Annotated in this window: 11 protein-coding genes; 8 read left to right on the forward strand and 3 right to left on the reverse strand. The window is 69.9% G+C overall.

The genetic code is table 11. From position 1 onward, the window contains the following. Window positions 1-43: 43 nt before the first annotated feature. From J2851_RS21590 to J2851_RS21600, 3 genes are read right to left on the reverse strand one after another with little or no spacing between them, the layout of a single operon-like run. Window positions 44-424 carry a DUF1850 domain-containing protein gene (locus J2851_RS21590; protein ID WP_209768784.1) on the reverse strand — a complete coding sequence of 127 codons (381 nt, stop codon included), beginning with the start codon at window positions 422-424 and terminating at the stop codon, window positions 44-46. Next, entirely contained in the window at window positions 421-2520 is a 2100-nt protein-coding gene (locus J2851_RS21595) for a TRAP transporter permease (RefSeq protein WP_209768785.1), read from the reverse strand. Before J2851_RS21595 ends, J2851_RS21590 begins: the two co-directional genes overlap by 4 nt. Before the next feature lie 25 nt (window positions 2521-2545). After that, window positions 2546-3484 carry a TAXI family TRAP transporter solute-binding subunit gene (locus J2851_RS21600; RefSeq protein ID WP_209768786.1) on the reverse strand — a complete coding sequence of 313 codons (939 nt, stop codon included), beginning with the start codon at window positions 3482-3484 and terminating at the stop codon, window positions 2546-2548. A gap of 284 nt (window positions 3485-3768) precedes the next feature. Here J2851_RS21600 and J2851_RS21605 point away from each other — a divergent pair, with 284 nt between their 5' ends. The 8 genes from J2851_RS21605 to J2851_RS21640 all read left to right on the forward strand — a co-directional run bounded on the left by J2851_RS21605 (window position 3769) and on the right by J2851_RS21640 (window position 12540). After that, a complete protein-coding gene (locus J2851_RS21605; protein ID WP_209768787.1) occupies window positions 3769-4266 on the forward strand; it encodes a (2Fe-2S)-binding protein in 498 nt (165 codons plus the stop codon). A 53-nt stretch (window positions 4267-4319) separates the two neighbouring features. Then, the gene (locus J2851_RS21610) at window positions 4320-6710 is read left to right on the forward strand and encodes a xanthine dehydrogenase family protein molybdopterin-binding subunit (protein WP_209768788.1); all 2391 of its coding nucleotides are present in this window, start codon (window positions 4320-4322) and stop codon (window positions 6708-6710) included. Between the two features lie 25 nt (window positions 6711-6735). Beyond that, complete coding sequence (locus J2851_RS21615; RefSeq protein WP_209768790.1) at window positions 6736-7530, forward strand: FAD binding domain-containing protein; 795 nt, start codon at window positions 6736-6738, stop codon at window positions 7528-7530. A gap of 164 nt (window positions 7531-7694) precedes the next feature. Beyond that, the gene (locus tag J2851_RS21620; protein ID WP_209768792.1) at window positions 7695-8618 is read left to right on the forward strand and encodes an AAA family ATPase; all 924 of its coding nucleotides are present in this window, start codon (window positions 7695-7697) and stop codon (window positions 8616-8618) included. Between the two features lie 7 nt (window positions 8619-8625). Further along, entirely contained in the window at window positions 8626-9825 is a 1200-nt protein-coding gene (locus tag J2851_RS21625; protein WP_209768793.1) for a vWA domain-containing protein, read from the forward strand. Between the two features lie 39 nt (window positions 9826-9864). Then, on the forward strand, window positions 9865-10179 hold the full coding sequence (locus J2851_RS21630; RefSeq protein ID WP_209768795.1) for an XdhC family protein: 315 nt from the start codon (window positions 9865-9867) through the stop codon (window positions 10177-10179). Further along, entirely contained in the window at window positions 10176-10889 is a 714-nt protein-coding gene (locus J2851_RS21635) for an XdhC family protein (RefSeq protein WP_209768797.1), read from the forward strand. The genes J2851_RS21630 and J2851_RS21635 overlap by 4 nt, the downstream gene beginning before the upstream one ends. 22 nt (window positions 10890-10911) lie before the next feature. Further along, entirely contained in the window at window positions 10912-12540 is a 1629-nt protein-coding gene (locus tag J2851_RS21640; protein ID WP_209768799.1) for an NTP transferase domain-containing protein, read from the forward strand. Window positions 12541-12668 lie beyond the last annotated feature (128 nt).

A 12668-nucleotide genomic window follows, 5' to 3' on the forward strand; every position in this document is an offset into this window, starting at 1 on the left:
GCGGAGTATGCGTCGCACGACAGCTGAAGCCAAGCCGGAATGGCTACGGGCATACCCGTAATTCCAGGGGGCTGGGCTCCGTCGCGCCGGTCCAGCCGTGCAGCGGCCGGCAGTCGGCTCCGGCGCAGAGGGTGTGGTCGGCGGTGAAATCGGACGCGGCGAGGACGACACGCTCCTGCGGGGCCAGCCGGGGGTTCCAGACGAACCAGCCGCCAGACAGGCGGGCGTCCGGCGGCGGCTCCATGCCGGCGCCGGTGCCCTTCACGCGGGCTTCCGCCAGGACGAGATGGTGGTCGGCGATGGTCCAGGACTCCCGCCACTCCGTCTTTTCGATGGAGTGGGTCCAGGACAGGGTGAAGGACGGCCCCGGCAGGGCGGCCAGCACCGCCCCGCCGAGAACCGCGACACAGAGCGCGGCGCTCATCCCGCCGGGCGGGTGATCACCGGGGCCGACCGGGCGCGGTGGCGCTGCCAGAGCAGGAACAGGCCGGTCAGGACGAAGGCCATCTCGTCGGTAAGCGGAAGCGCCAGCACGAACAGGAACGCTCCGGCGGCGGCGAAGACCCGCTCCGGCCAGTTCAGCGGCGTCCAGAAGAAGCCGATGGTCGCAGCACCCCACAGGCCGATGGCGATGCAGGCCTTCAGAAGGATGTAGGCGACGGCGAGCGGGTCGGAGGTTTGCAGCATCAGTGCCGGATCGTACACGGCCATGAAGGGCACGACGTAGCCGGCCATGGCGACGCGCGTGGCGATCAAGCCAATCTGCATGTGGCTCGCCCGGCAGATTGACGAAGCGGCCAGCGCCGCAAGGGCGACCGGCGGCGTCAGGTCCGCCATGATGCCGAAGTAGAAGACGAACATGTGCGACACGATCAGCGGCACGCCCATCTGCAACAGGGCCGGTGCCGCGATAGCGGCCGTGATGATGTAGTTGGCGGTGGTCGGCAGGCCGGTGCCGAGCACGATGCAGGCGAGCATCGTCAGCAGCAGCGCCAGCAACAGGTTCCCGCCGGACAGTTGCACGATGGTCCCGGCAAAGCTGGAGGCCAGCCCGGTGAGCGTCAGCATACCGATCAGGACGCCGACCAGCGCGCAGGCCACGCCCACGCCCACGGCGTTCTTCGCGCCGTCGGCGAGGCTCTGCACGAGCAGGGCCAGCGTCTCGCGCCCACCCCTGAAGAACAGGCAGGGCACGACGAGAAGACCGACGATGGCGAAGGCCAGATGCTCGGTCCGCAGTCCCAGCCTCCACAGTCCCGCCGCCACGAGGCCGAGAAGCACCCAGAAGCCGACGCGGAGAACCGAAGGGGCGAACCCGCCGGCGATCCGGCTTCCCAGGATCAGCGCCACGGTGGCCGCGATGCCGATCACCCCCGCGAACAGCGGCGTGAACCCGGAGAACAGCAGATAGACGAGAGCGGCGAGCGGCAGGATCAGATACCAACCCTCCGACAGGGCGCGCATGACGCTTGGGCACTGGTCCTTGGGAAGGCCGACGAGGTTGCGCTTGCCCGCTTCCAGATGAACCATCCAGAAGGCGCTGCCGAAATACAGGATCGCCGGAATGGCGGCGGCGATCGCCACCTCGCTGAAGGGAACGCCGATGGTCTCCGCCATGATGAAGGCGGCCGCCCCCATCACCGGCGGCATCAGCTGCCCGCCCATGCTGGCCGTGGCCTCCACCGCCCCGGCGAAGGCCGGGCGGTAGCCGAAGCGCATCATCAGCGGGATCGTGAACTGCCCCGTGGTCAGGACGTTCGCGACGCCCGAGCCGTTGATCGTCCCCATGAAGCCCGACGAGACGACCGCCACCTTCGCCGGACCGCCCTTGGCATGTCCGACCATGCCGAGCGAGACGTCGTTGAACAGCTTGATCATGCCGGCGCGTTCCAGGAAGGCGCCGAACAGGATGAATAGGAAGATGAAGGTCGCCGACACGAATGTCGGCGTGCCGTAGATGCCTTCGGTCGACAGGAACAGGTTGTCGATCACCTGGTCGATGTCGTAGCCGCGGTGCGACAGGCCGAAGGGCAGGACGCGGCCGAACAGCGCGTAGGGGATAAAGACGCCGCAGATGATGGGCAGCGCCAGCCCCATGATACGCCGCGCCGCTTCGAACACCAGCGCGACCGTGATCGCCCCCACCACGAGGTCGGCGGTGTTCGGGTCGCCCGAGCGCTGGATCAGCTCGGTCTCGAACACATAATGGTAGAGGCCCAGGACAAACCCGGTCAGGCCGAGCAGCCAGTCGTACCAGGGCACGCTGCGCCGTTCGCCATGCTGGCGGAAGCCGAACAGAGCGAAGGTCATCAGCAGCAGGAAGCCGACATGCACGGAGCGGACGACCATGCTGGACAGCGGGTTGAAGGCCGCCGTCCAGACCTGGAACACCGAGAAAGCCACGGCGATGGCGAAGACGGCCTTGCCGGCCACGCCTTCGAAGGCCACCACCGTGGAGGGATTCTCGCGGTCGATCGCTTGGCGGATCTTGGCATCCGCCTCGTTCGAGGATGCGTTCATCTAACGGGTCCGATCGGTCTTGCGCCTACATCAGGCCCTTTTCCTTGTAGAACTTCGCCGCCCCCGGATGCAGCGGCACCGGCGACTTCAAGGTCGAGGCGTCGAGCTTGATCTGCTTGGCGGCGACGTGGGCGGCGGCCAGCGCGTCCAAATTCTCGAACAGGGACTTGGTCATGGCGTAGGCCGCGTCGTCCGACACGCCGGAATGGGTGACCAGCAGGTTGCGCACCGCCGCGGTCGGCACGGCCTCCGCCTGGCCGCTGTAGGAGTTGGCCGGGATCGTCTCCGCGATGTAGGCGGGGTCGCCCACCTTCTCGACCACGTCCGCCGGCACCGACACGATGGTGATGTCCTGCGAGGTGGCGAGATCCTTGATCGCCGCCACGCCCAGCCCGGCGGAGATCAGCGTCGCGTCCAGCTGCCGGTTCTTGATCAGGTCGACCGATTCGGCAAAGGGCAGATACTCGGTCTTGGCGAAGTCTTTGTAGGTCAGGCCGGCGGCGCCGAAGATGGCGCGCGCGTTCAGCTCCGTCCCCGACTTCGGCGCGCCGACGGAGATGCGCTTGCCCTTCAGGTCGGCCAGCGTCTTCACGCCGGAGTCCTTGCTGGCGACGATCTGGATGTAGTTGGGGTAGATCGCCGCGATGGTGCGCAGCTTCTCCAGCTTGGACTTGAAGCCGGCCTCCTCGTCGCCCTTCCAGGCCTGGCTCAGCGAGTCGCCCAGCGTGAAGGCGATCTCGCCCCGGCCGGCCTGGAGCAGGTTCAGGTTCTCCACCGACGCCTTGGTCGCCTGCACGGTGACCTTTGCCCCCGGGATCGCCTTGCCGTAGATGCTGGAGAGCGCCACGCCCAACGGGTAGTAGACGCCGCTGGTGCCGCCGGTCAGCACGGTGATGTACTGCTCCGCCTTGGCCGGCAGGGCGACGGCGACGCAGACCCCGAGCGCGGCCAGAAAACGCTTCATCGGCTTGACCTCCCACAAGATTGTTTATTGAGCACACAGTTGAGAGTGCGATTGTCTGCTACACTAACGCGGCGCCGGAGGGTGCGCCAGTCCGTATGATCCGCAAGGCCGGGCCGCACCCGGATCGAAGCTGGGCCGAACCTGGGCCGAACCGCACCAACCAAAGCGGGCAATCCTTTCGGCGGAGGACGAAACGGCGCCTTGACCCGGACGGGTTCTGGCCTTCTATCCTTATGCTAGTCACGACCTAACGGGCCGACAGACATAAGCAGGGAGGGCAACGTATGCCGTGCACCGTATCCATGACCGTCAACGGCAAGGCGGTCTCGCGCGAGGTCGAGGAGCGGACCCTTCTGGTCACGTTCCTGCGCGACCATCTGGGCATGACCGGCACCCATGTCGGGTGCGACACCAGCCAGTGCGGCGCCTGCGTCGTGCATGTGGACGGCCGGTCGGTCAAGTCCTGCACCATCCTGGCGGCCCAGGCCGACGGCGCCGAGATCACCACCATCGAGGGGCTGGCTGCGGCCGACGGCACGCTGCACCCGATGCAGGCGGCCTTCCGCGAGCACCACGGCCTGCAATGCGGCTTCTGCACGCCGGGCATGGTGATGAGCGCGATCGACCTGGTGAAGGACAATCCCACCCCGACGGAGCAGGACGTCCGCGAAGGGCTGGAGGGCAACATCTGCCGCTGCACAGGCTATCACAACATCGTCAAGGCGGTGCTGGCGGGGGCCGAGGCGATGAACGGCGGATCGGTGAAGGCGGCTGCGGAATAACAAAAAGCAATCGCGGCAGCCCCTGTTCCGGCAACAACGGGAGGAATTGAGAGATGGCGAACCCCAACGGCATCGGCGCCTCCGTGCGCCGGCGCGAGGATGCGCGCTTTCTGACCGGGCGCGGCACCTACACCGACGACATCAGCCGGCCCAACCAGACCCACGCGGTCTTCGTCCGCTCCCCCTACGCCCACGCCCGCATCCGCGGCATCGACGCCGGCGAGGCCATGACGGCGCCCGGAGTCGTCGCCGTGCTGACCGGCGCCGACATGGAGGCCGACAAGGTCGGCAGCCTGCCCTGCGGCTGGCAGATCCACTCCAAGGACGGCTCCCCCATGAAGGAGCCGCCGCACTTCCCCATCGCCCGCGACCGCGCGCGCTACGTCGGCGACGCGGTCGCCGTGGTCATCGCCGAGACGCGCGAGCAGGCCAGGGACGCGGCCGAGCTGGTCATGGTCGATTACGAGGAACTGCCGGCAGCGGTGACCTCGGTGAAGGCGCTGGACGGCACAGCACCGCTGGTGCACGACGACGTGGCCGGCAACCTGTGCTTCGACTGGCACCTGGGCGACGCGGCGGCGGTGGACGCGGCCTTCGCGCAGGCGGCACACGTCGCCAAGCTCGACCTCGTCAACCAGCGCCTCATCCCCAACGCCATGGAGCCGCGGGCGGCCGTCGGCGAATACGACCGGGCCACCGGCGAGCACACGCTGACCACCACCAGCCAGAACCCGCACGTCATCCGCCTGCTGATGGGCGCTTTCGTCCTGGGCATTCCGGAGCACAAGCTGCGCGTCGTCGCCCCGGACGTCGGCGGCGGCTTCGGGTCGAAGATCTTCCATTACGGCGAGGAGGCCGTGGTCACCTGGGCGGCCCGCAAGGTCGGCCGGCCGGTGAAGTGGACGGCGGAGCGTTCCGAAAGCTTCCTGACCGACGCGCACGGCCGCGACCATGTCAGCCACGCGGAGCTGGCGCTGGACAAGGACGGCAACTTCCTGGCGCTGCGCGTCGCCACCATCGCGAACATGGGCGCGTACCTGTCCACCTTCGCGCCATCGATCCCGACCTACCTCTACGCCACGCTGCTGGCCGGCCAGTACAAGACCCCGGCGATCTACGCGGAGGTGAAGGCCGTCTTCACCAACACCGCCCCCGTGGACGCCTACCGCGGCGCCGGCCGGCCGGAGGCCTGCTACCTGATCGAGCGGCTGGTGGAGGTGGCGGCGGCGGAGACCGGCATCGACAAGGCGGAGCTCCGCCGGCGCAACTTCGTCCCGGCCAGCGCCATGCCCTACCAGACGCCGGTCGCCTTGCAGTACGACACCGGCGATTTCGCCAAGAACCTGGACATCGCGCTGCCCATGGTGGACTACGCAGGCTTCGCGGCGCGCAAGGCGGAATCGGCGCGGCGCGGCAAGCTGCGCGGTATCGGCTTCGCCACCTACATCGAGGCCTGCGGCATCGCCCCCAGCAACGTCGCCGGCGCGCTGGGCGCGCGGGCGGGCCTGTACGAATCGGCGGAGGTGCGCTTCCATCCCACCGGTTCGGTGACGGTCTTCACGGGATCGCACAGCCACGGGCAGGGGCACGAGACGACCTTCGCACAGCTGGTGGCGGAGCGCTTCGGCGTGCCGATCGAGAATGTGGAGATCGTGCACGGCGACACCAGCAAGATCCCCTTCGGCATGGGCACCTACGGTTCGCGGTCCCTGGCGGTCGGCGGGTCGGCCATCGTGAAGGCGATGGACAAGGTGGAACGCAAGGCCAAGAAGATCGCCGCCCACATGCTGGAAGCGGCGGAGACCGACATCGAGGTGAAGGACGGCCGCTTCGTCGTCGCCGGCACCGACAAGGCGTTGAGCATCGGCGACATCGCCCTCCAGGCCTACGTCCCGCACAACTTCCCGCTGGACGAGCTGGAGCCGGGGCTGGACGAGCAGGCCTTCTACGACCCGAAGAACTTCACCTACCCCAACGGCTGCCACGTCTGCGAGGTGGAGATCGATCCGGAGACCGGCGTCGTGGAGGTGGTGAACTTCGCCGCCGTGGACGATTTCGGCCGCGTCATCAACCCGCTGATCGTCGAGGGGCAGGTGCACGGCGGCCTCGTCCAGGGCATCGGGCAGGCGCTGTACGAAAACTGCGTCTACGACGAGGAATCGGGGCAGCTGATCACCGGCTCCTACATGGACTATTGCATGCCGCGGGCCGACGACGTGCCGTCCTTCGCCGTGCAGTACCACGAGGACCAGCCCTGCACCCACAACCCGCTGGGCGTGAAGGGTTGCGGGGAGGCCGGGACCATCGGCGCGTCGGCCGCCGTCATGAACGCGGTGGTGCACGCCCTGTCCGACCTGGGCGTCACCCACATGGACATGCCCGCCACGCCGGAGCGGGTCTGGCAGGTCATCCAGCGGCACAGCCACGCGCAAGCGGCCGAGTGAGGCCGTCGGAGAAGGAGAAGACCGGATGTACGAGTTCACCTATCACCGTCCCACGTCCCTCGCCGACGCCGCCGCGATGCTCGGCCGGTCGGAGGAGGCGAAGCTGCTCGGCGGCGGGCAGACGCTTCTGCCGACGCTGAAGCAGCGGCTCGCCCGCCCGTCGGACCTGATCGACCTCGGCCAGATCGCGGAGCTGAAGGGCATCCGGGAGGAGGCCGGCGGCCTCGCGATCGGCGCCTTCACCCGCCACGCGGAGGTCGCCCACTCCGACCTCGTCCGCCGCGTCATCCCGGCGCTGGCCGACTTGGCGGAGGGCATCGGCGACCGGCAGGTGCGCAACATGGGCACGCTCGGCGGGTCCATCTGCAACGCCGACCCGTCGGCCGACTACCCCTCGGCCGTGGTGGCGCTGAAGGCCACGGTGAAGACCGACCGGCGGGAAATCGCGGGCGACGACTTCTTCACCGGCATGTTCGAAACGGCGCTGGAGCCGGGCGAGATCGTCACGTCCGTCACCTTCCAGAAGCCGGACAAGGCCGCCTACGCCAAGTTCCGCAACCCGGCCAGCCGCTACGCCATCGTCGGCGTGTTCGTGGCCCGGTTCGGGGGTGAGGTGCGCGTTGCGGTGACCGGCGCCGGTCCGTCGGTCTTCCGCGCAACGGACATGGAAACGGCGCTGGCCGGCAACTTCAGCCCCGACGCCCTGAACGGGATCAAGGTGGCCTCCGACGGCCTGAACGCCGACATCCACGCCAGCGCGGACTACCGCGCCCATCTGGTGACCGTGATGGCCAAACGGGCGGTGGCCGCCGCGGGCTGACGGGCGCCAAAATCCCCTCTCCCGCCCCCGGCGGGAGAGGGTTAGGGTGAGGGCAAGGTTTTCCCGCGAAACCAAGCCCTCACCCTCCCACGGCTGCGCCGTGGGTCCCTCCCTCTCCCGCCGGAGGCGGGCGAGGGGTTGAAGACCGTCGCATCGTGAGTTCCATGCCCAACACCCTCCCCACCTCCGTCGATGCCACGCTGGAGACGCTTCAGCGCGGGAACTATGTCGCCGACCGGTCGCTGGCGACGGCGCTCTACCTCGCGCTGAAGCTGCGGCGCCCGCTGTTCCTGGAGGGCGAGGCCGGCGTTGGCAAGACCGAGATCGCCAAGGTGCTGTCCGCCACGCTGGGCCGCCGGTTGCTGCGGCTGCAATGCTACGAGGGGCTGGACGTCGCCGCCGCGGTCTATGAGTGGAACTACGCCCGGCAGATGATGGAAATCCGCCTCGCCGAGGCGTCGGGCGACCGCGACCGGGACACGCTGGGGGCGGACATCTTCTCCGAGCGCTTCCTCATCAAGCGGCCGCTGCTTCAGGCGCTGGAGCCCGACCTGTCCGGCGCGCCCGTGCTGCTGATCGACGAGCTGGACCGCACCGACGAGCCGTTCGAGGCCTACCTGCTGGAGGTGCTGTCCGACTTCCAGGTCTCGATCCCGGAGTTCGGCACGATCCGCGCGCCGGAGCCGCCCATCGTCATCCTGACCTCCAACCGCACGCGCGAGATTCACGACGCGCTGAAGCGCCGCTGCTTCTACCACTGGGTCGACTACCCGACGGCGGAGCGGGAGCGCGCCATCCTGGCGGTGAAGGCGCCGCAGGCCGACGCGCGGCTGGCCGCGCAGGTGGTCGGCTTCGTGCAGAGCTTGCGCGGCCTGGACCTCTACAAGGCGCCGGGCGTGGCGGAGACGCTGGACTGGGCGCAGGCCCTGGTCGAGCTGAACCAGCTGGAGCTGGAACCGGCGGTCATCAACGACACGCTGGGCACGCTGCTGAAGTACCAGGACGACATCGCCCGCATCCAGGGCAGCGAAGCCGCACGCATCCTGGCCCAAGTGAAGACGGAACTCGCCGCCACCACGGCGCGCTAGCCTCGCCATGGACGGCAGCATCGCCATCAACCTCATGCACTTCGCGCGCGCGCTCCGCACGGCGGGGCTGCCGGTCGGGCCGGGAAAGCTGCTCCAGGCCGTGGAGGCGGTGGAGGCGGTCGGGATCGCCAGCCGGGCGGACTTCTATTGGGCGCTGCACGCGGTCTTCGTGAACCGGCGCGACCAGCGGGAAGTCTTCGACCAGGCCTTCCACGTCTTCTGGCGCAACCCGGACATCCTGAAGCGGATGATGGGGCTGATGCTGCCCACCGTCCGCACGGAGGCGCAGGAGGACCGCAACGCCATGTCGCGCCGCGTCGCCGACGCGCTGCGCGGCACCGCGCCGGAGGCGGAGGGGCCGGAGAAGACGGAGATCGAGGTGGACGCCGCCTTCACCGTCTCCGCCCAGGAACGGTTGCAGGAGAAGGACTTCGAGAAGATGTCCGCGGCGGAGATGGCGGACGCCAAGCACATGCTCGCCCGCATCGCCCTACCGGTGGCGGAGGCCGCGACGCGACGCTACCGCACCGACCCGCGGGGGGAGCGGGTGGACCCGCGCGCCACGCTGCGCCGCATGCTGCGCTCCGGCGGAGACCTGGCGGATCTGGCGCGGCGCAAGCGGCGCACCCGGCCGCCGCCGCTGGTCGTGCTGTGCGACATTTCCGGCTCCATGACGCGCTATTCGCGGATGCTGCTGCATTTCATGCACGCGCTCAGCAACGACCGCGACCGGGTCCACAGCTTCGTCTTCGGGACGCGGCTGACCAACATCACCCGCCACCTGCGGCACAAGGACGTGGACGTGGCGCTGGATGCCATCTCCGCCGCGGTGGAGGACTGGTCGGGCGGGACGCGCATCGGCACGGCGCTGCACGCCTTCAACCGCACCTGGGCGCGCCGCGTGCTGGGCCAGGGGGCCGTCGTGCTGCTCATCACCGACGGGCTGGACAGGGATGCGGGGGAAGGGCTTGCGGCGGAGGCCGAACGGCTGCACAAGAGCTGCCGCCGCCTGGTCTGGCTGAACCCCCTGTTGCGCTGGGAAGGTTTCGCACCAAGATCAAGCGGTATCCGGGCCCTGTTGCCGCACGTCGACGACTTCCGCCCGGTCCACAACCTGAACAGCCTGGCCGGGCTGGCCGACGCGCTGAACCGCGAGGGGCCCCGCCGGGCGCATGGGCTGCGCAAATGGCTCGATCAGGCCAAATGACCTGTAAGGTTCCAAAGGGCGCCGCGTGAAGGAGGCCACATGACGGACGACATTCTCCAGCAGGCCGCGAGTTGGCGCGCGGACGGGCGCAAGGTGGCCATCGCGACGGTGGTGTCCACCTGGGGCTCCTCGCCCCGCCCGGTGGGCAGCCAGATGGCCGTGGACGACAGTGGGTCGATGATCGGCTCCGTGTCCGGCGGCTGCATCGAGGGCGCGGTGGTGGACGAGGCGCGCAAGGCCATGGCCGACGGGGAGCCGCGCCTGATGTCCTTCGGCGTCAGCAACGAGCTGGCCTGGGAAGTGGGGCTGGCCTGCGGCGGCAAGGTGCAGGTCTACGTCGAGGCGGTGGAATGAAGACCGACCTGCTCGGCCGGCTGCTGGCCGCCAAGGCGTCCGGCACCCCCGTCGCCCTGGTCACCGACCTGACCAGCGGGCTCCAGACGCTCGTCTTCGAGGACGCGATCCACGGCTCCTTCGGGCTTGAGGAGGAGCAGCTGGCCGAGGTGCGGGAGCGGCTGCGCCAGGACCGCTCCGGCCTGATCGGCGACCTGGAGGACGAGGACAGCCCGCGCCTGTTCGTCCACGCTCACAACCCGCCGCTGCGGCTGCTGATCGTCGGGGCGGTGCACATCGCCCAGCCACTGGCGCCCATCGCCGTGCTGACCGGCTACGCCGTCACGGTCATCGACCCGCGCGGCTCCTTCGCGACGGCGGAGCGCTTCCCCGGCGTCGCCCTGGTCGATGCCTGGCCCGACGAGGCGCTGGCCGACCTGAAGATCGACAGCCGCACCGCCATCGTCACGCTGACCCACGACCCGAAGCTGGACGACCCGGCGCTGATGACCGCGCTGCGCTCCCCCGCCTTCTACGTCGGCTCGCTGGGCAGCAAGCGCACCCACGCCAAGCGGGTGGAGCGGCTGACGCAGGAAGGGCTGACCGGGGACGAGCTGGCCCGCCTGCACGCGCCCGTCGGGCTCGACATCGGGGCGGTCACGCCGGCCGAGATCGCGATTTCCGTGATGGCGCAGATCACCGCCGTGCGCCGCAAGGGCCGCACGGCGTAAGTTGGTGCAAGGGAGAGTGTCGATGTTCTTCGGCCCGCTGCCGCTGCGGGAGGCGGAAGGCGCCATCCTGGCCCATTCCGTCCGCCGCGGCGCCGTTTCCTTCAAGAAGGGCCGCATCCTCAGCGCGGAGGACGTCGCGGCACTGCGCGACGCCGGCCTCACCAGCGTGACCGCCGCCCGCCCCGGCCCCGACGACGTGGGGGAGGACGCCGCCGCGGCCCGCATCGCCGCGGCGCTGAAGGGCCAGGGCGTGACCGTGGGCGCCGCCTTCACCGGCCGCGTCAACCTGTTCGCGGAAGCCGCCGGGCTGTTCCTGCTGGACGCGGAGCGCATCGACGCGCTGAACCAGATCGACGAGAGCGTCACCGTCGCCACCCTGCCCCCCTTCGCGGCGGTGGAGGCCGGGCAGATGGTCGCCACCGTGAAGATCATCCCCTTCGCCGCCCCCCGCGCCGCGGTGGAGGGGGCGGAGGTGGAGGCGTCCGCCGGCCAGCCGGCCCTGCGCGTGGCGCCCTTCCGCGCGCTGACCGCCGCGCTGATCCAGACGCGCCTGCCGGGCATCAAGGACAGCGTGCTCGACAAGACCGTGGCGGTGACGCGGGAACGGCTGGAGGCGCTGAACGCCCGGCTGGTCCGCGACTCCCGCTGCTACCACGGGGAGGCGGCGCTGGCCGACGCCATCGCGGCGGCGGGCCGGGTGGACCTGCTGCTGATCGCCGGCGCCTCGGCCATCACCGACCGCCGCGACGTGCTGCCCGCCGGCATCGAGCGGGCCGGCGGCGTGATCGACCATTTCGGCATGCCGGTCGATCCGGGCAACCTGCTTCTGCTCGCCCGCATCGGCGACACGGCGGTGCTCGGGCTGCCGGGCTGCGCCCGCTCGCCGAAGCTGAACGGCTTCGACTGGGTGCTCCAGCGCATTGCCGCGGGCATCCCGGTGGAGCGGCGCGACGTGATGCGCATGGGGGTGGGCGGCCTGCTCGCCGAGATCCCCTCCCGCCCCCTGCCCCGCGCTGGCACCGCCGCGGCGGCCGAGCCCCCGCGCGCCCCGCGCATCGCCGCCCTGGTGCTGGCCGCCGGCCGGTCGAGCCGCATGGGCGGCAGCAACAAGCTGCTGGCCGAGGTCGGTGGACAGCCGCTGGTCGCGCGGACGGTGGAGGCAGTGCTGGCCTCCCAGGCCAAGCCGGTCGTGGTGGTGACCGGGCACCAGGCCGAGGCCGTGTCGGCGGCGCTCGCCGGCCGGCCGCTGACGCTCGTCCACAACCCGGACTATGCGGACGGGCTCAGCGCGTCGCTGAAGGCCGGGCTGGCGGCGCTGCCCGGCGACGTGGACGGGGTGGTGGTGTGCCTGGGCGACATGCCGCGCGTGTCCCCGGCGGTTATCGACCGGCTGGTCGCCGCCTACAACCCGACCGAGGGCCGCGCGGTCTGCATCCCGACCGTCCAGGGCAAGCGCGGCAACCCGGTCCTGTGGGACCGCGGCTTCTTCGCGGAGATGATGAAGCTGACCGGCGACGCCGGCGCCAAGAGCCTGCTCGCCCGCCACGCCGACCAGGTGGTCGAGGTCCCGGTGGTCGAGGGCGGCATCCTCTACGACGTGGACACGCCGGAACTGCTGGCGGAGTTGCGTGGGGGAGAGGGGCAATCGTAGTCGTAGGTTGGGTGGAGCGCAGCGCAACCCAACAAATCGCGCCATGGTCGGCGATGTTCTCCGCCACCGGCTGTTCGCGGGTGACCAGGCCGACGCTCTGGCCGGCCATCAGGGAGCCCGTCTCGATG

The sequence above is a fragment of the Azospirillum rugosum genome (genome assembly GCF_017876155.1).
Lineage (GTDB): Bacteria > Pseudomonadota > Alphaproteobacteria > Azospirillales > Azospirillaceae > Azospirillum > Azospirillum rugosum.